The following is a 25,871-nucleotide window of genomic DNA, read 5'->3' as shown; positions in this document are numbered from 1 at the left end:
TCGCCCAGCCCGGTCAGTACCGGCGCGCGCCGGCGAACGGCATTTCCGACATCGAGGCGACCTTCACCGGAACACCCGAGGTGGAGGCGTGCACGACGTTGCCGTTGCCCGCGTACAGGCCGGAGTGGCCGCCGCCGTAGAACGACACCACGTCGCCGGGCTGCAGGTCGTCGATCGAGACCGGGCTGCCGGCCGAGAGCTGGGCGCCGCTGGTGCGCGGCAACTCCATGCCGGCCTGGCGGTAGGCCCACTGGACCAGACCCGAGCAGTCGAAGGAGCTCGGGCCCGCCGCGCCGTAGACGTACGGTGCGCCGATCTTGGATTCGGCCGCCTCCAGGGCGATCTCGCCCGCGGTCTTCACCGGGGCGGGCGGGGTGAACGGCGCGGGTGCGGGATTGGGCACCTCGAGGCCGGGAATGCCCGCCGGGATCGGGATTTCGTTCGGGACCTCGAAGGTGCCCACTCCGGGGATGGTGACGGGCTGTGCCGACGCGGGGGCCGCGGGCAGGAGGATCGCGCCGATGGTGGCAGCGCCGACGGCTCCGGCGGCAACGGCACGCCGCGCCCCGCGCTTGACGGTGGTGTTCGCCATGATGCGTTTCGTCCAATCTGCCCCACGACGCGGCACCCGGTCTGGTGCTGCGGACTGCGTACCGTCCGCACCGTTTCCGTGAACGGCTCCGATGCGGCGGACTCCGTGAGGTCTCGAAAAGGTTACGAACACATCACGGGTCTTTGTAAAGCCGTACCGGTCGGAATTGGGGGCGTGTCGGAATTTCCCGGGGGTTTGCCTGCGAGATATCTCACACGGATCACGAAACGATAAACACGAGCATTTATCTCTGTGTTCTCGGCTCGTTCACCGGCGCGTCGCGGGGCTGGGACCGGCCACGATAGGGACCCGGTATGGCGTGTTAACGCAGGTAGCCAAGATAGTGCGGTCCTACTCGGCAGCTCCGGACCGGTCAGATGACCAAAACTCCGGTGACACGCCGTGCCGAGACTTTCGCGAAGCTCGACACGCCCGGGGCGTTTATTTAGACCGGTGTCGGATGTGACCTGCATCACATTTTGATTACCTAGATCAAATTGCGGGCATCAAAGCGAAATCCTCGCGCGGAATTCGGCAGTTTCCCCGTGTCGTTTGTTGTGGGCTCAACCAATTGTCCTGGGCTTTCGCGGATCGGCGAGCTTGTCGGTGCCTGCCTCTACGCTGCACGCCGTGCCCAGCGCCGAATCGCCTCGCCCGCTCGCCAAGCAGCTGGCCTTCGATGAGCTCGATACCCCGCTCTACGAGACAACTTTCGTGATCGTCGACCTGGAAACCACTGGGACCAGCCCCGATGGCGACGCCATCACCGAGATCGGCGCGGTCCGGGTGCGCGGCGGTGAGGTGCTCGGCGAGTTCGCGACGCTGGTCAACCCGGGGCGCGAGATCCCGCCGCAGGTCGTGCACATCACCGGCATCACGCACGCCATGGTCTACGACGCGCCGCGGATCGAGCAGGTGCTGCCCGGGTTCCTCGAATTCGCCAGGGGCGCGGTGCTGGTCGCGCACAACGCGCGGTTCGACACCGCGTTCCTCAAGGCCGCCGCCGTCCGCTGCGAAACCCCGTGGCCGAATCCGCCGGTGCTGTGCACGGTGAAGCTGGCCCGCCGGGTACTCACCCGCGACGAGGCGCCCTCGGTCCGGCTCGGGGTGCTCGCGCAGGTGCTCGGCGCGAGCACCCGGCCCACGCACCGCGCGCTGGACGACGCCCGCGCCACCGTCGACGTGCTGCACGCGCTGATCGGCCGGGTCGGGAACCAGGGCGTGCACAGTCTTACCGAGTTGCTCGACTATCTGCCCGATGTCAGCACCGGGCAGCGGGCCAAGCGGGTGTTCGCCACCGATCTGCCGGCCAGTCCCGGCGTGTACCTGTTCCGGGGTCCTTCGGACGAAGTCCTCTATATAGGCACCGCGGTGAATCTGCGCCGTCGCGTACGGAACTACTTCACCGGTTCGGAGACGCGCGGGCGGATGAAGGAGATGGTCGCGCTCGCGACGCGCGTCGACCATGTCGTCTGCGCGCACGGCCTCGAAGCCGGGGTGCGGGAACTGCGCCTGCTCGTCGCGCACGCGCCGCCCTACAACCGGCGCTCGAAGTTTCCCAAGAAGGCCTGGTGGCTGACGCTGACCGACGAGCCGTTCCCGCGGTTCGCCGTGGTGCGCACACCGAACCGGGATGCCCTGGGGCCGTTCAACTCCCGGCTCGACGCCACCGACATCGCGGCGACCGTCGCCGAACACGCGGGCCTGCGCACCTGCACCACCCGGCTGACCCGGGCGGGGGTGCACGACTGCCCGCCCGCGGTGGTCGGCGGCTGCCCCGCCGCGCGATTCTCCGAAATACCCATGGATACAACGGAATACGCGCCCGCCGCCACGGCCGTGCGCGAGCTGTTCGCCGGCCGGTCCGACACCACGCTGCGCGCGATCCTCGACCAGCTCGAAACCTACTCCCGCGCCGAGCATTTCGAAGCCGCCGCCCGGCTGCGCGACCGCGCGGTCGCCGTGGTGCGGGCGCTGGCCCGCACCCAGCGCCTCGCCGCCATCGCCCGCGTCCCCGAACTGGTCGCCGCACACCCCGACGGCGCGGGCGGCTGGGAATTCTCGGTCATCAGATACGGGCGCCTCGCGGGCGCGGGCAATGCCGGGCGCGGGGTCTCGCCCATGCCGGTGGTGGAGTACCTCGTGGCGTCGGCCGAGACGGTGCTTCCCGAAGGGGTTGCGGTGGGCCCACCCGCTGGGGCACTGGTTCCGCTGTCGTCCGGCGGCGACAGCTCCCGGGGGGCCGACAACTCGTCCGGCGCAGGCCCACAGTCCGTTCCGGCCGACCCCTCGATCGATGGACCGCCGCTGCTGGGCGGTTCCCCCGAGGAGATCGGGTTGGTGGTGCGCTGGCTGGCGCGCCCGGGGGTGCGGATCGTGCGCAGTACCGCGGGGTACTGGGAACCGCTGTTCGGGGCGGCGCGCTGGCTGACGTGGGCCGAGCAGGCCGAGGCGGCCGCGCGTACCGAACTCGCGGGAGCGGAGTACCTCGGCCAACTAGGCTGACCACCATGATTAACGCGATCGTGCTCATCCACGCCGAAAACGGCCGGATCCCCGAGACCGCCCAGGCCGTCGCCGACACCGCCGGCGTCACCGAGGTCTACTCCTGCGCCGGCGACGTCGACCTGATCGCGATCGTCCGCGTCCGCGACCACGAGAAGATCGCCGAGGTGGTCACCGCCGGCATCGACAAGGTCCCCGGCGTCCTGCGCACCACCACCCACATCGCCTTCAAGTCCTACTCCAGCGCGATGTAGAGGCCGGTTTCTCGCTGGGGGAGTAGCCCCGGGCTCGGAACTCGTCCGGCGTGCGCAGGCGCCGAACCCCTGGAAGTACCTGTGCGAGTTCAGTTCTCGCCGAGGGTGTTGGTGAGCTTGGCCCAGCTGTCCAGCAGCGCGGCCGATTTCCCGGTGTCGATGGCGGCGGCGGCGCGTTCGAGGCCGGCGGCGAGGGCCGCGTGGATATCGGCGCCGGGATCGCCGTCACCGCGTGACCAGTCGTAGGCGACGATCGCGGCGGCGGAGTTGACCAGCACCGCGTCGCGGACCGGACCGGCCTCGCCGGCGAAGACCGCGCGGGCGATACCCGCGTTGGTCTCGGCGTCGCCGCCGCGCAGGGCATCCAGGTGGACGCGCGGGATGCCGAGGCGGGTCGGGTCGATGACGGTTTCGCGCAGGCTGCCGCCGGAGACGATCCAGGCGGCGGTGGTGTCGGAGGTGGTGATCTCGTCCAGGCCGTCGTTGCCGCGCACCACCAGGGCGCTGGCGCCGCGTTCGGCGAAGACACCGGCGATCACCGGGATCAGGTCGGCGAAGGCGCAGCCGACCAGGCCCGCGCGCGGCTGCGCCGGGTTGGTCAGCGGGCCGAGGATGTTGAAGACGGTGGGGATGCCTATTTCTTTACGGGCCGCACCCGCGAAGCGCAGGGCCGGATGAAACACCGGGGCGAAACAGAAGCCGATGCCGGCCTCGCGCACACAGGTGGCTACGGCCTCGGGGCCGAGATTCAGCTTCACGCCGAGCGCTTCGAGGACGTCGGCGCCGCCGCTCTTGGACGAGGCGGCGCGGTTGCCGTGCTTGACCACGGGCACACCCGCCGCGGCGACCACGATCGAGGACATGGTGGAGATGTTCACCGAGCCGGAGCGGTCCCCGCCGGTGCCGACGATGTCGACGGCGTCACCGTCGACGTGCACCAGGCGCGCGTGCGAGAGCATCCCCGAGGCCAGGCCGCCGAGCTCGGCGGGCGTCGGGCCCTTGATCTTCATCGCGACACCGAACGCGGCGATCTGCGCCGAGGTCGCGTTGTCGGACATGATCTCGTTCATCGCCCAGGTCGTGTCGTCGGCCGCCAGGTCATCGCCATCGGCGAGGGTCCCCAATACCTGTGGCCAGCTGCGCACGCTCATGTCCTTTACTCCTATTACTGGTACACCCACCAGTCTGTCCCGATGCAGCCTATCGGGCCAGCCCTTATTCCCCGGGTTCGGCGCTGGGCTGCAGCGCGTCCCAGCCGTCGGCGCTGCCGTCGTGGCGCTGCGCGAGCCCGGCCATCCGGGATTTCTCCTGTGCGCAATGCAGGGCGTCGAGCACCTGGACCCGCTGCAGGACCAGGGCTTCGAGGTCGTCGTCGCCGGTCGGCTCGGTGACCCCGGGCCGGTATCCGTCCTGCGCGGCGATCTCCCGGACACGCCCGACCTGGTCGGCGGGAATTCGCAGATGATGACGCAGGACCGCGGGCGCCTCCGGGACCCACCCGGTCGCGCGTCCCAGCGCCGCCGAACACGCCTCCGCGTCATCGAAACTCGCGACGACGACCACCAGATCCGACCGGTCCGGATCCAACGCGGCCGGTGCGGCCCGTCCGAACAGCCGTCGAAACAGTCCAGCCACAGAGACCTCCATCTCAGCAATTCCTCAGCGCAGCCTGTCATGCTTGGCGCGTTCATCCTGCGCAAACACCCGCGCGTCCTGCGTAAACACAGACACGCCGACGCCGGGGTGAGAGCCGCTCTGTCCGTGCGTTTTCCGACACGGACCGACAAGTTTCGCACCCGGGTACTTGTGTCGTACTACGACGAGTCATACTTACCGGCGTGACGACCGCAGTAGGCACCCCAGGATCGGCCATTACTCAGCGTGTGCATTCGCTGAACCGGCCCAACATGGTCAGCGTCGGTACCATCATCTGGCTGTCCAGCGAGCTGATGTTCTTTGCCGGCCTGTTCGCCATGTATTTCGTCGCGCGCGCGCAGGCACACGGCAACTGGCCGCCGGAGCCGACCGAGCTGAATCTGACCCTCGCCGTGCCGGTCACGGCGGTGCTGGTCGCTTCCTCGTTCACCTGCCAGATGGGCGTGTTCGCGGCCGAGCGCGGCGACGTGTTCGGCCTGCGCCGCTGGTACGTCATCACCCTGGCGATGGGCGCGTTCTTCGTGGCCGGTCAGGGCTACGAGTACTACCACCTGGTCCACGAGGGCACCTCGATCTCCAGCAGCGCCTACGGTTCGGTCTTCTACATGACCACCGGCTTCCACGGCCTGCACGTGATCGGCGGCCTGATCGCGTTCGTGTTCCTGCTGCTGCGTACCAAGGTCAGTAAGTTCACTCCCGCGCAGGCGACCGCCGCGATCGTGGTCTCGTACTACTGGCACTTCGTCGACATCGTCTGGATCGGGCTGTTCGCCACGATCTACTTCGTCCGCTGAGCGGGCGAGACCCCAGCTTCGTACACGTCGGTTCCGTCTACTCCAAAGGGACACAGATGAGTTCATCTCCCCCGTCAGCGCCAGAGCCCGCCAGCCCCGGGAATGGCAATGCTTCCAAGGTCCGTAAGCAGCGGCGGCTCCGTAGGCGCATCGCTGGCGGACTCGCGCTGCTGATCGGTCTCGTCGGAGCCGGTTTCCTGGCCACGGCCCTCACGCCGGAGCCGCAGGTCGCCACGGCCCACGAAGACCAGTCGGCGCTGATCCGCGAGGGCAAGCAGCTCTACGACACGTCCTGCATCACCTGCCACGGCGCCAACCTGCAGGGCATCAACGACCGCGGTCCGAGCCTCATCGGCGTCGGCGACGCGGCGGTGTACTTCCAGGTGTCGACCGGCCGTATGCCGCTGGCCGCCAACCAGGCTCAGGCCCCGCGCAAGCCGGAGAAGTTCGACGCCGCGCAGACCGACGCGCTGATGGCCTACATCGCCGCCAACGGCGGCGGCCCGAGCGTCGTGCGCGACGCCAACGGCGAGATCGCGCAGGAATCGCTGCGCGGCCCCGACGTCGCCCGCGGTTCGGAGCTGTTCCGGATGAACTGCGCCTCCTGCCACAACTTCACCGGCCGGGGCGGCGCGCTGTCCTCCGGTAAGTACGCGCCGCCGTTGAACGAGGCCAACGAGCAGCAGATCTACGCCGCGATGCTCACCGGCCCCGAGAACATGCCGAAGTTCTCCGACCGGCAGCTGACGCCGGAGGAGAAGCGCGACATCGTCGCCTACGTCCGCAACGCCGACGAGGAATCCGCGCCCGGCGGCTGGGACCTGGGTGGTTTCGGTCCCGCGACCGAGGGTCTGGCCGCGTGGGTGATCGGCATCGTCGCGATCGTCGGTGCCGCGATGTGGATCGGATCCCGATCATGACCGACAAGGAGCCAAACGACATGGGTCGGCCGGATGAGGGCCATGACAACGAGCTGGCGGCAGTGACGCACGAGCTCGATGTCAATCGTGATTACACCGAGGCCGAACTCGACGCGATGTCGCGGGACGAGCTGGTCAAGCTCGGCACCCTGCGCGACGGCGTCGACGTCGCCTACCGCCGCGAGCGTTTCCCGATCCCGGGCACCCGGGCCGAGAAGCGCGCCGAGCGCGAGGTGAGCTTCTGGTTCGCCGTCTCCGCGATCTCCGCGGCCGCCCTGGTGGGCGTGTTCCTGTTCTGGCCTTGGGAATTCAAGGGCAAGAACGAGGAGGGTCACTCCACCTACGCGCTGTTCACCCCGCTGGTCGGTCTCACCTTCGGTATCGCGGTGCTGGTCATCGGCGTCGCGGTGGTGCTGATCCGCAAGAAGTTCATCCCCGCCGAGCTGTCCATCCAGGACCGGCACGACGGGCCGTCGCCCGAGGTCGAGCGCCGCACCCTGGTGGCCCAGCTCAGCGACTCGCTGGAAACCTCCACGCTGGCCCGCCGCAAGATGATCACCCGAACCGCGGGCGCCGGTCTCGGCATCCTCGGCGTCGGTTCGCTGCTGGTCTTCGCCGGTGGTCTGATCAAGAACCCGTGGGCCAAGGGCGACAAGTCGCCGCTGTGGGTCTCCGGCTGGACCCCGGACCACGAGGGCGAGACCATCTACATCCGCCGCGACACCGGCCGCCCCGAGGACATCGTCCTGGTGCGCCCGGAGGATCTGGACGCGGGCTCCATGGAGACGGTGTTCCCGTGGAAAGAGAAGTGGCGCGGTGACGAGCACGCGACGCTGCAGTCGCTGCGCGGTATCCGCAACTCGGTCATGCTGATCCGGCTGCGCACCGCGGACGCCGAGAAGGCGATCAAGCGCAAGGGCCAGGAGAGCTTCAACTACGGCGACTACTTCGCCTACTCGAAGATCTGCACCCATCTCGGCTGCCCCACCTCGCTGTTCGAGCAGCAGACCAACCGGATTCTGTGCCCCTGCCACCAGTCGCAGTTCCTGGCGACCGAGTGGGGCAAGCCGGTCTTCGGTCCTGCCGCTCGCGCGCTGCCGCAGCTGCCGATCACCGTCAACTCCGAGGGCTACCTGGTCGCTGCCGGCGACTTCATCGAGCCGCTCGGACCGGCCTTCTGGGAGCGTCGTTCATGAGTCCTGCTGCTGGAGCCCAAGCCAACGAGATGGACGAGCGGTATCGCGCCGCGGCGTTCGCGAAGCGGTCGATCAACAAGGTCTTCCCGACGCACTGGTCGTTCCTGCTGGGTGAGATCGCGCTGTACTGCTTCATCATCCTGCTGCTGTCGGGTGTGTACCTGACCCTGTTCTTCGATCCGTCGATGAGCGAGGTCGTCTACAACGGCGCCTACCAGCCGCTGCGCGGCGTCACCATGTCGCGCGCCTACGAGACCTCGCTGGAGATCTCCTTCGAGGTGCGTGGCGGCCTGTTCGTCCGCCAGGTGCATCACTGGGCCGCGCTGCTGTTCGCGGCGTCGATCATCGTGCACCTGTTCCGCATCTTCTTCACCGGCGCGTTCCGCAAGCCGCGTGAGGCGAACTGGGTGATCGGCTCGCTGCTGCTGATCCTGGCGATGTTCGAAGGCTTCTTCGGTTACTCGCTGCCCGACGATCTGCTCTCCGGTACCGGCCTGCGCGCCGCGTTCGGCGGTATCACCATGGGTATCCCGATCGTCGGCACCTGGATGCACTGGCTGATCTTCGGTGGCGATTTCCCCGGCACCATCATCATCCCGCGCCTGTTCATCGCGCACGTGCTGCTGCTGCCCGGCATCATCCTCGCGCTGATCGCCGCGCACGTGGCGCTGGTCTGGTACCAGAAGCACACCCAGTTCCCCGGACCGGGCCGCACCGAGAACAACGTGGTCGGCGCCCGCATCATCCCGGTGTTCGCCGCCGATCAGGGCGCGTTCTTCGCCTTCACCCTCGGCGTCATCGGCATCATGGGCGGTGTGCTGCAGATCAACCCGATCTGGAACCTGGGTCCGTACAACCCATCCCAGGTCTCGGCGGGTTCACAGCCCGACTTCTACATGATGTGGACCGACGGTATGGCGCGTCTGATGCCACCGTGGGAGCTCTACCTCGGCAGGTACACGGTTCCGGCCGTGTTCTGGGTCGCGATGATCATGGGCCTGGTGTTCACGCTGCTGATCGCCTACCCGTGGATCGAGAAGCGGCTCACCGGCGACACCGCGGCGCACAACCTGCTGCAGCGTCCGCGCGACGTGCCGGTGCGGACCGCGATCGGCTCCATGGCCATCGCGTTCTACCTGGTGCTGACCCTGTCCTGCGTCAACGACATCCTGGCGTTGAAGTTCGACATCTCGCTGAACGCGACCACCTGGGCCGGCCGCATCGGCCTGCTGGTGGTGCCGCCGCTGGCGTACTACATCGCCTACCGGTTCTGCCTGGGTCTGCAGCGCAGCGACCGCGCGGTGCTCGAGCACGGCATCGAGACCGGCGTGATCAAGCGACTGCCGCACGGCGAGTACATCGAGGTGCACCAGCCGCTGGGCCCGGTCGACGACCACGGCCACCCGCTCCCGCTGGAGTACCAGGGCGCGCAGGTGCCCAAGAAGATGAACAAGCTGGGTGCCGCCGGCAAGCCGGGCACCGGTTCGTTCCTGCGGCCGGATCCGTGGCAGGAGAGCGAAGCGCACTTCGAGGCCGAGGAGGCCGAGGAGCACAAGCAGCTCGCCGCCCTGGCGAAGGCGCAGCAGAAGGCGCTCGAAGGCAAGTCCGGCCACTGATCGGCCGGTAGACGTAAGGCCCCGAGTCGGAAACGACTCGGGGCCTTCGTCGTTCGCGGGTAGGGGCGCCGAGGTGTGATGGCAGGCATATTCGCGCACGATCCCGCGGTTTCGTGACGGTGCGCATACTTCGATTCCGCGGGCGGTCGGCTTCATTAATCTGTTCCGATGACCACTTCTGGCCGCCATAGACGAGTGTCCGAGGGTTCCACCGTGCTTCGGACGATGGCCGCGGTCGCGGTGCCCTCGGCGATGACGCTGGTGTGCGCGGCTGGCACCGCGTCGGCGCAGCCGGTCGCCGCGACGGGCACCGTGCAGCCCGCGCCGGCCGTGCCCGTTCTGGACGCCGTTGCCGGCGAAGTGCGGCAGCCGCCGGTCATTCAGGCGCTCGCGCACTATCTGCCGGAGGTCGGCGAGCCGATCGCCGAGGTCGCGCAGCCGGTTGCGGCGCAGCCGATCCGGTATTACACGCCCCAGGAGAACGGCGCCGCCGTGGGCGCCGGTATCGGCACCGCGCTCGGCACCGGGCTGGGCGGTGTGGGCGGCGCGGTCGTCGGCATCGGGGTAGGCGCGGTCGCCGGCGGTCTGATCGGCGCGGGTGCCGGTGCGGGCGTCGGTGCGGTGCCGGGCGTCCTGATCGGCGCGGCCGCCGGTGGCGTCATCGGCGCGGTGCTCGGCAGCACGGCGGGTGCGGGTGCGGGCGCCGGAATCGGCGCGGCGGCCGGTGCCGGAATCGCCGCCAACGATCTGACGGTCTTCCCCTTCCTGCTCTGAGCCCGCGCGTTCAGGTCCGCGGGTGTGAGCGCCCCGGCGTGTGACCGAGGGTGGCTCGATAGACGTCGATGAACGCGCTGGCCGTGGCCCAGCCGCAGCGGTGGGCGACGGTGGTGACCGGCAGCCCCTCCGCGAGCAACCGGACCGCGTTGTGCAGGCGCAGCTGCGTACGCCACTGCGGGTAGGTCATGCCGAGTTCGGTGCGGAACAGTCTGGTCAGGGTGCGTTCCCCGGCGCCGGCCCGGCGCGCCAGCTCGGCGAGGGTCCACGTGACGGAGAGATCCTGTTCCACCTGTGCGCAGGCCTGCCGCAACCGTTCGTCGCGGGCGGCGGGCAGCTGTAACTGTTGCCGCGGGCTGCGGCGCAACTGGTCGAGCAGGACCTGTTGCATGCGTTCGTGTTCCGCGGCGGGCAGTTCCTGGGACACCGAGCAGGCGATCACCAGTTCGCGCATCAGCGGGGTGGTGGCGACGACTGTCGGCACAGCCCAGTCCCGCGACCGCTCGGACGGGAACGCGACCAGGTGGAACCGGGTGGGGCCGTAGAACTGATGCTCGTGCCAGGACCCGGCGGGAATCCAGATCGCTCGATCCGGTGGCGCGATCCAGCGGCCGCTATCGGTCCGGACCTCGGCCGCGCCCGAGCTGGCGTAGACGAGTTGATGCTCGGTATGCCGGTGGCGGGCGATGTGTGATCCCCGGTCGAGTCTCCGCACCGTGGTCGGTGCCGGAATGGTGTGGCGGAGTTCCGACATAGATTGGCATTTTATCGGAAGCCCGCAACCCGCTCGGCTTCCTACGCTGGCTCCATGCTGAAAGTCGAGTCGGCGTGGAAACGTATGCGGTACTGGGTTTCCGCGCATGTGGTCTGCGATTTCTATCAGGGGCTGGTGCCCGCGAGCATCCCGTTCTTCGTGCTGGAGCGGGACTACAGCTATGCCGCCGCGTCCGGTCTCGCGCTGGCGGCGACGCTGGGAAGCTCGCTGCCGCAGCCGTTTCTGGGGATCCTGGTCGATCGCCGGCGGTTGCTCTGGCTGGCTCCCGCCGGGTTGCTGATCGCCGGAACCGGAGCCGGTCTCGCGGGTTCGGCACCCGGGTACCCGCTGGTCTGGGCACTGCTGCTGATTTCGGGGGTGGGCGTGGCGGCCTTCCACCCCGCCGCCGGACGGGACGCCCGCCGCGCGGCGGGCGGAAGTGCCGGTGCCATGAGCCTGTTCGCCGCGGGCGGCAGCATCGGCTTCTTCCTGGCGCCGGCGCTGATCACTCCCGCGCTCCTCGCGTGGGGTGCGGAGGCCGGGGCGCTGTTCATCCCGCCCGCGGTACTGATGGCCTTCGTCCTGTGGCGGCATCAGCAGCGGCGGGGCGTGTACCCGGAGATCGGGGCCGAGGCGCTGGGCCGGGACCGCTGGTCGCCGTTCCTGCTGCTGACCGCGGTGGCGGTTATTCGTTCGGTCGTCGGGATCGGGATCACCACGTTCCTCGCCCTGTACTGGATCGTGCAGCTGGACGCCACGCCCTTCCTCGGTGGTGTCGCGCTGACCGCGTTCCTGGTCGGCGGCGTGCTGGGCACGCTGGCCGGCGGGCGGCTGGCGGATCGGATCGGGATGCTGCCCACGATCCGGATCGGTTGCGCCGCGGCGGTTCCCGTGCTGATCGCGCTCCGCCTGGTGCCGGACCCGGAGCCGGCGGTGGCGTTCGCGGTGCTGGCCGGGGTGGCCGTGAATCTGCCGTTCGCCGTCGTGGTCAAACTCGGCCAGGACTATCTGCCCGCCCGGCCCGGCACCGCCGCGGGCGTGACCCTCGGGCTCGCGGTCAGCGCGGGCGGGTTGTTCGTGCCGCTGCTCGGCGCACTCGCCGATCGGCACGGACCGCAGGCCGTGCTGACCGTCCTGTGCGCGGTGCCGCTCGCCGCCCTGCTGCCGGCGCTGTTGCTGCCCCGCCCCGATCCACACCCGGCCGACCTCGAATCACCCGCGGCTGTCTGAACACGAGGCCCCGAGCAGGAACCGGCTCGGGGCCTCGCCACGCACTCGCTCAGCGGCGCCGAGCCGCCTCGATCGCCTCGAACTTCGCCAGATTGTGGCGCGCGTCGGCGAGGGCATCGTGCGCGTCCGGCGGAATCGGCGGCAACTCCACGCGACCATGCGCCTCCCAATGCTGACGCAACTCATTGGTGTAGCGCGGCAACGTGGTCGGCAGATCGATCATCGACCCCCACAGCTGGCACAGCGCCACATGGTCATACGCCGAAACCCACGCCCACAACTCGGGCTGCACAGTAGAGCGCGGCACCAGGAACTTGTAGAGCTCGTCGCGAATCTGCGCACGACTGCGCCACAGCGGCGACGCGGGCGGCGGCAACAGCGGCAACACATGCTTGCGCACCCACGGCCCGGCCCGCCCCGAATCGAATTCGGTTGATACCGCGTAGTATTCGCGGCCGTCCTCGCAGACGACGCCGATCGACACCAGGTCGATCGTCTGGCCGTCCTCGATGAACTCGCAATCATAAAAATACCTCAGCGAGATCGCCTCTCTCCTGGATCACGTCGACAGTGGCCTGTGCCGGTTGGCCCCAACCCTATGCGGGATGTGCCCGCCGTTTGCCGCAAGCCCCACCCAGGTGCGGATTCCCCACACCAAGGTGCGTCGATCCAGCACCACCTCCGGGTATCTCCACCCCCCGAGGGGTCCGTATTCTGAATCTCGTGAACTGGACCGTCGACGTACCCATCGACCGCTTGCCGGAACTCCCGCCGCTGCCCGTGGAACTGCGCAGGCGGCTGGACGACGCGTTGGCCCGCCCCGCGCTACAGCAGCCGTCGTGGGATCCGGAACAGGCGGCGAAGATGCGCACTGTGCTGGAGAGCGTGCCGCCGATCTGTGTGCCCGCCGAGGTGGAGGAGCTGCGCGCGCGGCTGGCCGAGGTGGCGCGCGGTGAGGCGTTCCTGCTGCAGGGTGGTGACTGCGCGGAAACCTTCGCCGACAACACCGAGCCGCACATCCGCGGCAATATCCGCACCCTGCTGCAGATGGCGGTGGTGCTGACCTACGGCGCCAGCCTGCCGGTGGTGAAGGTGGCGCGGATCGCCGGCCAGTACGCCAAGCCGCGGTCCTCCGACACCGACGCGCTCGGCCTGACCTCCTACCGCGGCGACATGGTCAACTCGCTGGTCGCCGACCAGAAGCTGCGGGCGCACGACCCGTCGCGCCTGGTCCGCGCCTACGCCAACGCCAGCGCCGCGATGAACCTGGTGCGCGCGCTGACCAGCGCCGGCATGGCCGACCTGCACAAGGTGCACGACTGGAACCGCGATTTCGTCGCCCAGTCCCCGGCCGGTGCCCGCTACGAGGCCCTGGCCGAGGAGATCGACCGCGGCCTGGCCTTCATGAACGCCTGCCGGGTCAACGACCCGAGCCTGCAGTCCGCGCGCATCTACGCCAGCCACGAGGCGCTGGTGCTCGATTACGAGCGCGCGATGCTGCGCCTGGGCGAGAACCCGGCCACCGGCGAGCCGACCCTCTACGACCTGTCCGCGCACTTCCTGTGGATCGGTGAGCGCACCCGCCAGCTCGACGGCGCGCACATCGCCTTCGCGGAGCTGCTGGCGAACCCGATCGGCCTGAAGATCGGCCCGAGCACCACCCCCGAGCAGGCGGTGGAGTACGTGGAGCGGCTGGACCCGAACAACGAGCCGGGCCGCTTGACCATCGTCTCGCGGATGGGCAACGGCAAGGTGCGCGACGCCCTGCCGCCGATCATCGAGAAGGTACAGGCCACCGGCCACCAGGTGATCTGGCAGTGCGACCCGATGCACGGCAACACCCACGAGGCGTCCACCGGTTTCAAGACCCGCCACTTCGACCGCATCGTCGACGAGGTGCAGGGCTTCTTCGAGGTGCACCACGCGCTGGGCACCCACCCGGGCGGCCTGCACATCGAGCTGACCGGCGAGGACGTCACCGAATGCCTCGGTGGCGCGCAGGACATCTCGGATCTGGATCTCAACGACCGCTACGAGACGGCCTGCGACCCACGCCTGAACACCCAGCAGTCGCTGGAGCTCGCGTTCTTGGTCGCGGAAATGCTGCGCTGACACCAGTATTCGACGAAGCGGGGCACCGAGGTGCCCCGCTTCTTTCGTTGTCAGGGGAGCGCGGTCAGGGTGATCGTGCTGCCCGGCTCGACCCGGCTGCCCGCACCGGGCGCCTGGCCGATGACCACCGAGCTGTCGGAATCGGTCAGCGACTGCACCTGCACCTTGAAGCCGAGCGCGACCAGCTTCTGGCGGGCGTCGCCGACGCTGGAGCCGACCAGGAACGGGATCTTCACCGCGTCGGACACGATCAACGTCACCGACTCACCGGAGTTGATCGTGGTGCCCGCCTCGGGATCGGTCCCGATGACCTGACCGGCCTCGATCGACTTGTCGAACTCGGTGCGCTGGTTCTTGACCTTGAGGCCGGCCTTGGTCAGCACGGTCGTCGCCTCTTCGGTGGTCTTGCCGCGCACGTCGGGCAGCTTGACCGGCGGGGCGCCGTTGCTGCGGTAGACCTTCACCTGCGCGCCCATCGGCAGAACGGTGCCGGGGCCGGGCTCGACCCGCGCCAGGCTGCCCTTGGGCAGCGGGCTGCCGACCTCGCCCGCGTCGATGGGTTGCAGGCCCGCGTCGCGGATCAGCTGGTTGACCTTCTTGACCTCGGCGCCGGGTTCCACCTCGGGCACCCGCGGCTTGCCGTTGGAGATCAGCACCGACACCAGCGACCCCTTGGTCACCTTGGCTCCGGCGGAGGGGTCGGTGCCGACGACGCCGCCGACCGGAATCGTGTCGGAGGCCTTCTGCCTGGTCTCGGTGTCGAATCCGGCGTCCTGCAGCGCGGCGGTCGCCTGCTCGACGTTCATGCCGGCGACCGGCGGGACCGGCGAGTACCGGCCGACGCCGAGCCACCAGCCGCCGATGCCGACGAGCAGGGTCAGGGCCACCACGATCGCGGCCCACACCAGGGCGGTGCGCCGCGACTTCACCGGGCCGGCCCCGTAGGGCTGGGCGTCGCGGCGCGGCGGCGCGTACTCGTGCACCTCGGTGCGGTCGTAGCCGTTGTCGGGTGCGCCGTAGCCGTCGTCGTAGCTGTCGGGCCCGTAATCGGGCACCCGCGAGCGCGCCGCGGTGACGACCTTGGTGTGGTGCTGCGGTTCCGGCGTGTACCGGGGCTGCGGCGCGGGTGGTGGGGTGGCCTGGCGGCCACCGAGATCGGTGGCGGCGGTGAATCCGGCACTGAGGTGCTCGGCCGACTCCCGCGGCGCGGGCACGCGATACGGGGGTAGCTCGAGATCGGCGGCGATGGCCCGCAGCTCGGCGGCCATCTCGCGCGCGTCGGCGAACCGATGCAGCGGATCGCGGGCGGTGGCCCGGGCGACCAGATCGTCGAACTCCGGCGGCACGCCCGCGATGAACTCGCTCGGCGGCGGCACGTCCTTCTCGATGCGCTGGTAGGCCACCGAGATCGAGGTGTCCCCGGTGAACGGCACCCGCCCGGTGAGCAGCTCGAAGATCAGCACGCCGAAGGAGTAGACATCGCTGCGCGCGTCGGCCGACCCGGAGGTGACCTGTTCCGGCGATAAATACGCCGCGGTACCCAGGATCACGCTCGCCGAGGTGGTGTTGGCGGCCGCGACGGCCCGGACCAGACCGAAATCGGCGATCTTGACATCACCGGCGTCGGAGATCAGCACGTTCTCCGGCTTGATGTCGCGGTGCACCAGCCCCGCCGCGTGCGCGACGCCGATCGCCTCGAGCACCGGCTCGGCGACCGCGCGCGCCGCGTGCGGGGGCATCGGCCCGCGTTCGCGCAGCAGTTCCCGCAGGGTCCCGCCGACGACCAGTTCCATGATCAGGAACGGGTAATCGCCGTCTACGCCCTGGTCGTATACCGCGACCAGGGACGGATGCTTGAGTTTCGCGACCGCGCGGGCCTCGAATTCGAAACGCGACAGGAACTGCGGATCCCCCGCGAACTTCGGATCCATCACCTTGATCGCCACCGGGCGGTCCAGCCGGGTATCCACCCCGCGGAAGACCGTCGACATCCCGCCCCGCGCGATCGGCGCGTCAATCCGGTAGCGCCCCTCCAGGATCTGCCCGATCAAGTGATGTCCTCCAAAAACAATCGTCCGCGCCGTGCGGCCACCACGATGGTAACTGTGTTCGAGCGGGAAGCCGCGGCTGCCGCGAGCAGTTTCTCGGCAACTGCCGGGTGTCTCGCAAGCTGCTCGGGAGCACCGGCTACCGTTATCGGGGTGAGTGCCTTTCCCTGCAGCGATGATGTTCTTCCGGAGTCGGTGACCCTGCTGCCACTGCCCGAAGTGGCCGACAAGCTCGGCGTCGCGGTGACCCGAGTGCACCAGATGCTGCGCGATCATGAACTGATCGCGCTGCGGCGCGGCGGCGTCGCCGGTGTTCCCGAGATCTTCTTCGACCCGCACGGCGGCGTCACCAAGCATCTGCCCGGCTTGATCACCGTGATGCGGGACTCGAAGTACACCGACGAGGAGATCCTGGAATGGATCTTCACCGAGGACGACAGCCTGCCCGGTAAGCCCATCGAAGCCCTGCACGGGCCGCTGGCCCGCGAGGTCATCCGCCGGGCCGCCGCCGACCCGTTCTGATCAGCGCAGGACGAGCTGGGTCGCCGCGACCCGCAGGCGCTTGGGCACCCCGACCACGGCCCGGCTCTCGAAGACGGCGTAGTCCCGGCGTTCGATCTCGGTGAGTATCCCCGCGTAGAGGACGCTCGCGGTGCGGATGGCGGGGCGCACGCGCGGGTCGAGCAGGTCGATGCCGGGGTCGGCGCGGCGATAGATGTCGCGGTTGACCGCGATCAGATGCGCCAGCGCGCGCCGGACCCGCTGATCGGTCCGGCCGGTGCGGCGGCAGTGCGCGAGCAGTTCGCGGTCGACGCCGAACGCGGTGAGATCCTCGGCGGGCAGGTAGACCCGCCCGCGATCCAGGTCTTCGGCCACATCGCGCAGGAAATTCGTCAGCTGGAAGGCCTCGCCGAGAGCGGCGGCCGCCGGTTCGGCCTCGGCGCGGGGAACGACGGTGCCGAGCACCGGCAGCAGTTGCAGGCCGATCGCGGCCGCGGAACCCCGCATGTATTCGCGTAGTTCGGCCAGGTCGGCGTAGCGGTCGCGGTAGTGCGCCGAGCCGGGGATGTCCATGCGCATGGAATCCAGGAACGTCCAGAAGTGCTGGGGCGCGATGTCATAGCGCGTGATCGTGTCGGTCAGCGCGAACAGCACCGGCGTATCCGACACCGTGGCCGGGCCCTGCTCCAGGGCCGTGCGCAGCCGCTTTTCGATCAGGTCGAGTTCCCCCGCGGCCCCGTGGTCGGCGGTGACCTGCCCGGCGTCGTCGACGAGGTCGTCCACCAGCCGGGCGAACGCGTACAGCGCGTGCACGGCCGGTCGGCGCGGTGCCGCCAGCAGCCGGGTGGCCAGGAAATAGGTGCGCCCGTGCGCGGCGGCGATCCGCCGGCAGTCCTGGTAGGCGGTGTCGAGGAGGCCCGGGCTCATGGCCGCGGGGCGGGATCTTCCGCGGGCGGTGGGGTGGCACGCAACCGCAGCGGGTCCACCTTGCGCAGCGACAGCGCGGCCACCACGGCGGCGAAGGTCGCGGCGGCGACGTGCCAGACGTTGTAGAGCCCGATCGAACCGTCCGGCTGGAAGACCAGCATCAGCCAGGTGCACAGGCCGACCAGCACCATCAGCGTCGTGGTCGACAGCGCGAAGCCGGCGGCCAGCGCCAGCGGCCAGGAGTAGTACCAGGGCAGCGCCGCGGGGGACAGGATGACGATGGCCACGAACGCGATCATGATGCCCAGGACGGCTTCGCGTTCGCTGTGCCGGAACCGCCACCAGGTGACCAGCAGCGCCAGCGCGAGCGCGAGCGCGCACATCATGCGGGTCACCTCGAGCACGGGCGCCCGGTCCAGCGGGGTCACCCAGGTGACCATGTGCGCCAGGATGGTCGGCAGCGAGAGCCAGTTGACGATCTTGTTGGAGCCCTGCAACGCCTGCAGCCAGCCGATGCCGACACCGGCGAGCAGCGAGGCGGCGGCGAAGACGGCCGCGAAGACCAGCAGGCCCAGGCCCGCGATCTTGGCGAAGACGAACGCCGGGTGCGGCATGTCGGGTGAGGGCCGGGCCGCGTCCGAATCCACGAGGTCCGGGTCGTCCTCGTCCTTGCCCAGGCGTTCGGCGGCCCGCTTCTCCTTCTCGTGCAGCATCCAGATCCACACCAGGAAGGGCAGCGCGATACCCGCCGTCGCCTTGATCGCGACGCCGATGGCGACCACCACGATGCCTGCCACGTGGTGGCGTTCCAGCACCAGCGCGATGCCCGCGCACATCAGGCCGACCATCAGCATCTCGTTGTGCACGCCGCCCATCAGGTGGATCAGCACCAGTGGGTTGAGCACCGCCAGCCACAGCGCGACCGTCGGCTTACCGCCGAGGTGCTTGGTCATGTACGGCACCGCCCACATCATCAGCGCGAGCCCGGGCAGCATGACCAGGCGCAGTCCGATGGTGCCCGCGACGACGTTGTCGCCGGTGATGGCGGTGATGCCGCGGGCGAGCAGCAGGAAGATCGGGCCGTAGGGCGCGGTGGTGGTGGTCCAGACCGGGCTCACATTGTCCAGCAGCACACCGGGATTGGCGACCGGGCCGACCGCGTAGGGGTCGAAGCCGTCGCGCAGCAGCGCGCCCTGGGCCAGGTAGGAGTAGGCGTCGCGGCTGAACATGGGCGCCGCGAACAGCAGTGGGAAGACCCAGATGCCGACGATGGCGCGCAGCTCGTTCAGCGTGACCTCGGCGCCGGGCCGGTCGCCGGTGCCGATGGTGGTGCGGCCCAGCCGTACCCACGCGGTGATCATGAGCAGCACGCCGATCCAGACGAACATGCTCGACAGCACCAGCCCGTGCCCGAAGCGCAGCCAGGACAGGTGCCAGGACTCCAGCAGCGGGTCGACCTTGCGGACGCTGCCCGCGCCGAAGCCGCCGAAGGTGATCATGATGGCGCCGACGAAACCCATCAGGGCCGCGTGCCCCTCGGGGCTGCGGACGAAATCGGCGTAGGTCTGCATCCGGGACCGCGTGGGGCGCGGGGCCGCGACGGTCTGACCGGTGCTGGTGTGGATGCTCGGGGTGTCGATGCTGACGCGCATGTCCGGGGATGGCATGTGGTGTCGGTCCCCCCGGCAAGGTCAGCGGTCGCAACCGCGAGCGAATAGGTCGGCGATCAGTTTAATGCTTCGCTGCGAACCCTAGCGCCATGGTAGGTGCGGTTTCATCCGGAGCGGGCCAGGCAGCGCCGGTGATCCGGGTTGCCGCTAGTTTTCCCGAAAGCAGCACGGTGGGCACGCCCACGCCCGGCGTGGTGCCGCAACCTGCGATAACCACGTTGTCGCTGGAGCGCGGAAGGTTGCGCGAACGGAACGGACCGGTCTGCCGGAACAGGTGCGCGGCGGAGAACGGCGTGCCCGCCAGCAGGCCCTGCGCCTGCCAGGTGCGCGGTGTGTCGAGGTGGTCGACGGTGAAGTGCGCGGCGATGCCGGTGTACCCGCGCCGCTCCAGCAGGTCCAGCAGCTCGCGCAGATAGGACGGTCCGAGCCGGTCCCAATCGAGGTCCGCGGCAGCCAGATTCGGGCAGGGCGCGAGCAGCGAGAACGGCTCGTGCCGGCCGTCCGCGCGGGCGATGTAGAGGCCGGGGTCGGTGAGCGCGGGCCGGGTCAGCAGCAGCGAGGGATCGCTCATCAGCCGGCCGCGACCCGGGCGGGCGGCGATCTCGGCGAAGGTCTGATCCCAGGCCGCGCCGAAGTCGATGGTGTGGTGTGCCTGCACCGGCCAGCGCTCGGCTACCTCGGCCGGAATCGTGCCGTGCGCGACCACCGCGGACGGCGCGGCGCGCAGCCACCGGCGGCGGGGTACGCCGAAGCGCTCGATCGAGCCGAGGTCGGCGGTCAGCACGACGGCGTCGCAGTCCAGGGCGCGGCCGTCGGCGAGGCAGACCCGCCTGGCCCGCCCGCCCGCGTAGTCGATGCCGACCACCTCGGTGTTCAGCTCCAGCGTGCCGCCTGCCTCGGTGAACGCCCGGGCCATCGCCGCGGCGACGGCGCGCATGCCGCCCTCGGGGAAGTACACCCCGAGCGAGGTGTCCATGTGCGGGATCGCGCCGTAGACCGCCAGCGCCGCGCTGGGCGGCATTCCGGCGTAGAGCGCCTGGAAGGTGAACAGCCGGGCCAGCCGCGGATCCCGCAGGAACCGCCCGACCCGCGCGCCGAGGCGGCCGAAACCGCCGAGCCGCACCAGCTCCAGCAGCGCGGCCCGCTTGCGCGGCAGCCGCACCATGTCCAGCGGCGAATCGAAGTTGGTGTCCATGAACTCGGTGAATTCGGCCGCGTAGATCCGAGCCAGCCAGTCCCGCAGCCGCCGGTAGCGGCGCGCCTCGTCCGGCCCGCAGACCCGGGCGACCTCGGTGGCCATCGTCTCGGCATCGGCGTATACCCGCAGGTCGGCGCCGTCGGCGAAGCGCGCGTGATAGCTCGGTGCCAGCTGCTGGATCCGCAGCCCGCACGACTCGGCGGTGCGGCCGACCGCCGCGAGCGCGTCGTCGACCAGTTCCGGCAGGGTCAAAACCGTTGCGCCGGAGTCGATCTCGTAATCAGGCCCGCGATACACCCCGACCCGCCCGCCGACGTGGTCGGCGCGCTCGAGCAGGGTGACGGTGCGCCCGGCTCCGGTCAGGTACAGCGCCGCCGCGAGCCCGGACAAGCCCGCACCCACCACGACGACCCGATCGGTCGGTCCCGCAACGGTTTTCATCGAAATCTCCTCAGCGATCCGCCGTCGTCGCGGCATGGCTGTAGCCGGGACCCGGACGGTTCCGTGGTGGTGGGCGTCCGGATCCCGGCCGAACGTGCCGGGATGACGGGAGAGGCCGCTACTCGTCGGCGGAGGCCGGGGCGGCGCAGGACTTCGGTAGTCGGATGGCACGACGGGCCGGCAGCGCCGCGCCCATCATGATCCGGCGCTCGGTGAGCACGAAGCTCTTACCGCGGCGCTTGGGTGTCGTGCGCGGGGCGGGGCCCGAGCCGACGGTAATTACTCGATCGGCTGGTCCCACAACGGCTTTCATGCGGTCCTCCTGGTTGCGGCGAGTGCCATCGCACGCAATGACTGTTTCGCGGTGGTGGTTGCGGTGGATGTTTCGATCGCGGCCAGGCCGCGTTCGGTCAAGTCGGCGATGCGGGATTCCACATCGTCGACGGCGCCGAGTTCGGTGAGCACGGCGCGCAGCCGCTCCACCTCGTCGGCGCTCAGATCGGTGCCGATGCTGGTGCGCAGCAGCTTGGCGGCGGCCAGGTCGGTGGCGTCGGCGCGGCGCAGGGCCTCGGCCAGCAGCACGGTGCGCTTGCCTTCGCGCAGGTCGTCGCCGGAGGGCTTGCCCGTCACGGCCGGGTCGCCGAAGACACCGAGCAGGTCGTCGCGCAGCTGGAAGGCGATGCCGATATCGGTGCCGAAGGCGCGGTAGGCGGCGAACAGCCCGGGGTCGGCGTCGGCGAGGGCGGCGCCCAGGTGCAGCGGGCGTTCCACGGTGTAGGCGGCGGTCTTGTAGCGGTTGATGCGCAGCGCCGCCTCGACCGAGTCGTCACCGCCGGCCTCGCCGTTGATGTCGAGCAGCTGCCCGCCCAGCACCTCGGTGCGCATCAGCCCCCAGATCGGGGCGAAGCGGGAGAGGGCGGCGGCGTCCAAACCGGACGCGTGCACCATGTCATCGGCCCAGGCCAGCGCCAGATCGCCGATCAGGATGGCGACGCTGGTGCCGAAGTGCGCGGCGTCGCCGGCCCAGTCGCGCTCGCGGTGCCGCGATTCGAAGTCGACGTGCACGGTCGGGAACCGGCGCCGGGTGCGCGAGGAGTCGATGATGTCGTCGTGGATGAGCGCGCAGGCCTGCACCAGTTCGAGTGCGGCGCAGGCGCTGAGCACCGCGGTGGCCTCCGGGCCGGCGGGGTCGCCGCCCGCGCCCAGCCAGCCGGTCCAGGCGAAGGACGGGCGGGTGCGCTTGCCGCCGCGCAGCACGAACTGCTCGAGCGCTTCGGCGGCTTCGACGAACGGGGCGCCCAGCGGTTCGACGGTGCCGCGCTTGGCGGCGAAGAATTCGGTGAGGGCCGTTTCCACCGCGGTGACGAAGCCCGCCCCGGTCGCTGCGGCGGATCCGTTCGCCGAGGGCAGGGTTCGGGTCGGGGTACCTGGTCCGGCGGACAGGGCATCCTCCAAAATGGATCACGGGCCGCGCTGTGCCGGCGCGGCGGAAGTCGGTGTTTTCGGGCTGGGGTCGAGGCGTGATATCGACCAGGTCACCGCGAGGGTACTGCCCAGTAAAAGGATACGCGCGCACCCGCGAGCGACCGTCGCCCGGGTTATCCCTTTTTCCCGCAATGTGGGAGGAAATAGGCCGAACGTGCAGGTCCACCTACACTGGACCGGTGACTTTCGATGACTCACGGGGCCGTTCGGTCGTCTCCGGCACCCCCTCGGTCGTCCAGAGCCTGCGGGCGCACGGCGGCCGCGCGGTGCCGTTCTCGGTGGAGTTCAATCCGCCGCGCGACGCCGCCGCCGAGGCCCGGCTGTGGCGCGCGGTGCGCGAGTTCGAACGCATGCACCCGGCCTTCGTGTCCATGACCTACGGTGCGGGCGGTTCCACTCGCGATCGCACCGTGCGGGTGACCGGTCAGCTGGCGCAGGAGACGATCCTGCTGCCGGTGGCGCACCTGACCGCGGTCGGGCACAGCGTCGCCGAGTTGCGGTCCCTGGTCGGGGCTTACGCCGACTCGGGGATCAAGAACATCCTGGTGCTGCGCGGCGATCCGCCGGGTGATCCGCTCGGCGAGTGGCAGCGGCATCCGCAGGGCGTCGCCTATGCCGAGGAGCTGGTGCGCATCGTGCGCGATCTGGGTGATTTCCACGTCGGTGTGGCCTCGTTCCCGCAGGGCCATCACCGGTCTCCGAGCCTGGATCACGACACCGAGTTCCTGGCCGCGAAACTGCGTGCGGGCGCGGAGTACTCGATCACCCAGATGTTCTTCGACGTCGAGCACTATCTGCGGCTGCGCGATCGGCTGGCCGCGTTCGATCCGGTCGAGGCGGAGAAGCCGATCATTCCCGAGCTGATGCCGGTCACCTCGCTGCGCACGGTCGCGCGCGCCGAGGAGCTGTGCGGGCGGCCGCTGCCCGGCCAGGTGCTGGAGCGGTTGCGCCGGGCAGCCGGTGACGGCCCGGAGGAGAACCGGGCCGCCGTGCGCGAGGTCGGTATCGAGATCGCCACCGAGATGGGGCAGCGTCTGATCGACGAGGGCGCGCCGTGCCTGCACTTCATCACGCTGAACTTCGCCAAGGCGACCAGCGAGGTGCTCACCAATCTCGGTTACGGCGTCAAGGCGACGCCGCTCAGCGCCTGACCGCCGTCACCAGCCGGGGTTCCCGGCGATCGGCACGTTGACGTAGCTCGGCTCCGCCGGATCGAGTTGCAGGTGTTGCGGTTTCAGCTCGGTCGCGTCCAGGAACGGCCGGATCGGCAGTCCCTTGGGGTAATTGCTCGCGAAGACGTTCACGCGCAGCCGGTGTCCGGGGCGCAGCACGGCGTCGGTGGGCGCCAGTCCGAGGTCGAGCCGGGTGGCCTGACCGGGCTCCACGGGGAGCCGCTGGGCCAGCGACATGAGCGGGTACGGGTCGGTGTAGTCGCCGTTGTCCGAACGGGCACTGCGGTTCTCGTCCAGGGCGCGCAGCGAGGCCACCAGCTGCCCGGTGCTCAGTGTGGTCGAACGCCCGTCCGGCGCGACATCGTTGACGGTCACCGTCCAGAAGCCGTCGGTGGCGTCGTGGACGGTGTTCAGGCGCACCGCGATCGGCCCGGACAGGGTGGTGGCTTCGGTCACCGGCGCGCTGGTGAAGGTAAGTCCTTGCAGCTCTTGCACTCTCGCGTCCTTGCCGCAGCCGGTGAACACCAGGATGCCCGCGGTGCCCTGGGCCGCGTCGGCGGAGCACAGGCTCGCAAGGCCGGGCGCGACGGTCAGTCGGGTGCTCTCCGAAGGTGCTGCGGCGGTGAGGCTTCCGTCGTGCACGCTGGTGGCCGTGGTGCCGCTCGCGGCCGCGGACAGGTACATCCGGCGATGCGGGTGGCCGGGCCGCGGGAACTCCGCGGCGGTGGTCCAGCCGCCGCCCTGCTGCCACATCGTGACCGGGCCGTAGCGATCGATGCCGTTGTCGATGCCCTTGAGCCACTTGTCGAACCAGGCGCGGGTGAGCACGTCGATGCGTGGCGGTTCGCCGTCGCGCCCGCGCATGTCGAACCCGGCGCTGACGTGGTAGCTGTTGCCCATGATCAGCTGCTTCTGCCCGGGCGGTAGCGGGATGTCGCGGTAGATGCGAGGTTCGCCGTTGGCGAAGTTGTCGTGCCAGCCGCCGATTACCAAGGTGGGCACCGTGATTCGATCCGGATGCCCGAGCCAGGCCTGCCGGATCGGGCTGGCCGGGTCCAGCACCTGTGCCAGTTCCGGCGGGATCGCGTCGAAGGAGGTGGTGGCCAGCGTCGCGATCGCGATGTCCAGGAACGACATCGGGTCGCGCAGGCGGTCGGCCAGCCACTGCGTGTCGAACCGGCCCAGCGCCAGCGCCACCAGGTCCGGGGTGAGCTTGAGCAGGTTCACCGCCAGCAGGTACGGCGCGAGGATGCCGATGGCGCCGCCGCCGGGCGCGATCATGTCGTGCACCAGGTCATTGCCGGGCACGGTGGGGACGATGGCCTTGAGCGCGGGTGGTTGCTTGGCCGCGGCCTGCACCTGGTTGATGCCGGAGTAGGAGGCGCCCGTCATCCCGACCTGGCCGTCCGACCACGGCTGGGCCGCCGCCCAGGCGATCACCTCGGGGGTGTCGGCCTGGTCCGCGGGGCCCCAGGGTTCCCATTCGCCCTGGGAGAAGCCGGTGCCGCGGACATCGACGACGACCTGGACGTACCCGCTGCGGATCAGGTTCGCGTCCGCCGCGAAGGCGCGCCCGAAACCGCCGCCGAGGGTGCGGGTCTGGTCGGTCAGCCCTTCCAGCGGGGTGCCGTTCAGGCTGAAGTCGCGCAGCACGCCGGTCACCGCGTCGGAGACCACGGGAATCGACTGCGCCGTCTGGGCGATCATCGAGACCAGCTTGGTGTAGGGCGTGAGATTCAGGATCGTCGGCAGCGGGGTGCTGATCGGCCCGCCGGCGTCGGCGGGCCGGAAGACGTTGGCCTTCAGGACCGTGCCGTCGCTCATCGTGACGGGGACGTCCCAGTCGATGTGGATCGCCGGATACTGCTGCGGGCCGTCGTGCAGTGCGGCCCACCGCGGTTCCCCCGCGGGGGTGGCCTGGGCCGGTGCGGCGCTGGTCAGCGCGGCGATGACCAGCACCGCGATCGACCAGCGCCGGAGGGAAGATGTCGTCACGCGTCGAATATTACATGCACAAATGTATGTA

Annotated in this window: 22 protein-coding genes and 1 pseudogene; 11 read left to right on the top strand and 12 right to left on the bottom strand. The window is 69.7% G+C overall.

Annotated elements, in window-relative coordinates; all coding sequences use genetic code 11:
* Positions 1-13 precede the first annotated feature (13 nt).
* On the bottom strand, positions 14-592 hold the full coding sequence (locus tag AB0H76_RS28770) for a C40 family peptidase (RefSeq protein WP_357330148.1): 579 nt from the start codon (positions 590-592) through the stop codon (positions 14-16).
* 630 nt (positions 593-1,222) lie between these two features.
* Between AB0H76_RS28770 and AB0H76_RS28765 the strand changes: the two genes are divergently transcribed.
* Both AB0H76_RS28765 and AB0H76_RS28760 read left to right on the top strand, forming a co-directional pair.
* Entirely contained in the window at positions 1,223-3,097 is a 1,875-nt protein-coding gene (locus AB0H76_RS28765; RefSeq protein WP_357330147.1) for a DEDD exonuclease domain-containing protein, read from the top strand.
* Between the two features lie 5 nt (positions 3,098-3,102).
* Positions 3,103-3,377, top strand: a pseudogene (locus AB0H76_RS28760) (Lrp/AsnC ligand binding domain-containing protein).
* Positions 3,378-3,440: 63 nt separating this feature from the next.
* On the opposite strand, the gene trpD reads toward AB0H76_RS28760, so the two are convergent.
* Together trpD and AB0H76_RS28750 are read right to left on the bottom strand one after the other, a co-directional pair.
* Positions 3,441-4,502: an anthranilate phosphoribosyltransferase gene (gene trpD, locus AB0H76_RS28755; RefSeq protein ID WP_357330146.1), complete on the bottom strand. Its 1,062-nt coding sequence runs from the start codon at positions 4,500-4,502 to the stop codon at positions 3,441-3,443.
* 64 nt (positions 4,503-4,566) lie between these two features.
* Complete coding sequence (locus AB0H76_RS28750; RefSeq protein ID WP_357330145.1) at positions 4,567-4,998, bottom strand: ribonuclease E inhibitor RraB; 432 nt, start codon at positions 4,996-4,998, stop codon at positions 4,567-4,569.
* A 191-nt stretch (positions 4,999-5,189) separates the two neighbouring features.
* Between AB0H76_RS28750 and AB0H76_RS28745 the strand changes: the two genes are divergently transcribed.
* The 5 genes from AB0H76_RS28745 (at position 5,190) to AB0H76_RS28725 (ending at position 10,307) form a co-directional block, all read left to right on the top strand.
* The gene (locus AB0H76_RS28745; protein ID WP_357330144.1) at positions 5,190-5,801 is read left to right on the top strand and encodes a heme-copper oxidase subunit III; all 612 of its coding nucleotides are present in this window, start codon (positions 5,190-5,192) and stop codon (positions 5,799-5,801) included.
* A 56-nt stretch (positions 5,802-5,857) separates the two neighbouring features.
* Positions 5,858-6,721 carry a cytochrome c gene (locus tag AB0H76_RS28740; RefSeq protein WP_357330143.1) on the top strand — a complete coding sequence of 288 codons (864 nt, stop codon included), beginning with the start codon at positions 5,858-5,860 and terminating at the stop codon, positions 6,719-6,721.
* Positions 6,722-6,741: 20 nt separating this feature from the next.
* Positions 6,742-7,917: a ubiquinol-cytochrome c reductase iron-sulfur subunit gene (locus AB0H76_RS28735; protein ID WP_357330142.1), complete on the top strand. Its 1,176-nt coding sequence runs from the start codon at positions 6,742-6,744 to the stop codon at positions 7,915-7,917.
* On the top strand, positions 7,914-9,533 hold the full coding sequence (locus AB0H76_RS28730; RefSeq protein WP_357330141.1) for a ubiquinol-cytochrome c reductase cytochrome b subunit: 1,620 nt from the start codon (positions 7,914-7,916) through the stop codon (positions 9,531-9,533). Before AB0H76_RS28735 ends, AB0H76_RS28730 begins: the two co-directional genes overlap by 4 nt.
* A gap of 168 nt (positions 9,534-9,701) precedes the next feature.
* Positions 9,702-10,307: a hypothetical protein gene (locus tag AB0H76_RS28725; RefSeq protein WP_357330140.1), complete on the top strand. Its 606-nt coding sequence runs from the start codon at positions 9,702-9,704 to the stop codon at positions 10,305-10,307.
* A 10-nt stretch (positions 10,308-10,317) separates the two neighbouring features.
* On the opposite strand, the gene AB0H76_RS28720 is transcribed toward AB0H76_RS28725, so the two are convergent.
* On the bottom strand, positions 10,318-11,061 hold the full coding sequence (locus AB0H76_RS28720) for a helix-turn-helix transcriptional regulator (protein WP_357330139.1): 744 nt from the start codon (positions 11,059-11,061) through the stop codon (positions 10,318-10,320).
* 54 nt (positions 11,062-11,115) lie between these two features.
* Between AB0H76_RS28720 and AB0H76_RS28715 the strand changes: the two genes are divergently transcribed.
* The gene (locus tag AB0H76_RS28715) at positions 11,116-12,291 is read left to right on the top strand and encodes an MFS transporter (RefSeq protein ID WP_357330138.1); all 1,176 of its coding nucleotides are present in this window, start codon (positions 11,116-11,118) and stop codon (positions 12,289-12,291) included.
* 49 nt (positions 12,292-12,340) lie between these two features.
* On the opposite strand, the gene AB0H76_RS28710 is transcribed toward AB0H76_RS28715, so the two are convergent.
* Positions 12,341-12,829: a polyadenylate-specific 3'-exoribonuclease AS gene (locus AB0H76_RS28710; RefSeq protein ID WP_357330911.1), complete on the bottom strand. Its 489-nt coding sequence runs from the start codon at positions 12,827-12,829 to the stop codon at positions 12,341-12,343.
* 185 nt (positions 12,830-13,014) lie between these two features.
* Here AB0H76_RS28710 and AB0H76_RS28705 point away from each other — a divergent pair, with 185 nt between their 5' ends.
* Complete coding sequence (locus tag AB0H76_RS28705; RefSeq protein WP_357330137.1) at positions 13,015-14,403, top strand: class II 3-deoxy-7-phosphoheptulonate synthase; 1,389 nt, start codon at positions 13,015-13,017, stop codon at positions 14,401-14,403.
* Positions 14,404-14,453: 50 nt separating this feature from the next.
* Here the strand turns inward: AB0H76_RS28705 and pknB are convergent, their stop codons facing one another.
* Positions 14,454-16,454, bottom strand: a complete 2,001-nt coding sequence (gene pknB, locus AB0H76_RS28700) for a Stk1 family PASTA domain-containing Ser/Thr kinase (protein WP_357330136.1) — start codon at positions 16,452-16,454, stop codon at positions 14,454-14,456.
* A 150-nt stretch (positions 16,455-16,604) separates the two neighbouring features.
* On the opposite strand from pknB, the gene AB0H76_RS28695 reads away from it, so the two are divergent.
* Positions 16,605-16,973, top strand: coding sequence for an Rv2175c family DNA-binding protein (locus tag AB0H76_RS28695; protein WP_357330135.1), 369 nt, complete (start codon positions 16,605-16,607; stop codon positions 16,971-16,973).
* Here the strand turns inward: AB0H76_RS28695 and AB0H76_RS28690 are convergent, their stop codons facing one another.
* From AB0H76_RS28690 to AB0H76_RS28670, 5 genes are all read right to left on the bottom strand, one after another.
* Positions 16,974-17,879 (bottom strand): phytoene/squalene synthase family protein, encoded by a 906-nt coding sequence (locus tag AB0H76_RS28690; RefSeq protein WP_357330134.1) that lies wholly within the window; start codon positions 17,877-17,879, stop codon positions 16,974-16,976.
* Entirely contained in the window at positions 17,876-19,450 is a 1,575-nt protein-coding gene (locus tag AB0H76_RS28685; protein ID WP_357330910.1) for an alpha-(1->6)-mannopyranosyltransferase A, read from the bottom strand. Before AB0H76_RS28685 ends, AB0H76_RS28690 begins: the two co-directional genes overlap by 4 nt.
* 160 nt (positions 19,451-19,610) lie before the next feature.
* Positions 19,611-21,188 (bottom strand): phytoene desaturase family protein, encoded by a 1,578-nt coding sequence (gene crtI, locus AB0H76_RS28680; RefSeq protein WP_357330133.1) that lies wholly within the window; start codon positions 21,186-21,188, stop codon positions 19,611-19,613.
* Between the two features lie 118 nt (positions 21,189-21,306).
* Positions 21,307-21,501 (bottom strand): hypothetical protein, encoded by a 195-nt coding sequence (locus AB0H76_RS28675; RefSeq protein ID WP_357330131.1) that lies wholly within the window; start codon positions 21,499-21,501, stop codon positions 21,307-21,309.
* Positions 21,498-22,598 carry a polyprenyl synthetase family protein gene (locus AB0H76_RS28670; RefSeq protein WP_357330909.1) on the bottom strand — a complete coding sequence of 367 codons (1,101 nt, stop codon included), beginning with the start codon at positions 22,596-22,598 and terminating at the stop codon, positions 21,498-21,500. Before AB0H76_RS28670 ends, AB0H76_RS28675 begins: the two co-directional genes overlap by 4 nt.
* 254 nt (positions 22,599-22,852) lie before the next feature.
* Here AB0H76_RS28670 and AB0H76_RS28665 point away from each other — a divergent pair, with 254 nt between their 5' ends.
* On the top strand, positions 22,853-23,824 hold the full coding sequence (locus AB0H76_RS28665; protein WP_357330129.1) for a methylenetetrahydrofolate reductase: 972 nt from the start codon (positions 22,853-22,855) through the stop codon (positions 23,822-23,824).
* 6 nt (positions 23,825-23,830) lie between these two features.
* Here AB0H76_RS28665 and AB0H76_RS28660 read toward each other — a convergent pair whose 3' ends face one another.
* Positions 23,831-25,840: a CocE/NonD family hydrolase gene (locus AB0H76_RS28660; protein ID WP_357330127.1), complete on the bottom strand. Its 2,010-nt coding sequence runs from the start codon at positions 25,838-25,840 to the stop codon at positions 23,831-23,833.
* Between the last annotated feature and the right edge of the window lie 31 nt (positions 25,841-25,871).

The organism is Nocardia sp. NPDC050712 (assembly GCF_040654295.1).
GTDB lineage: Bacteria > Actinomycetota > Actinomycetes > Mycobacteriales > Mycobacteriaceae > Nocardia.
The sequence above is the reverse complement of the archived record's forward strand: the minus strand, read 5'-3'. Positions and strand labels throughout refer to the sequence as shown.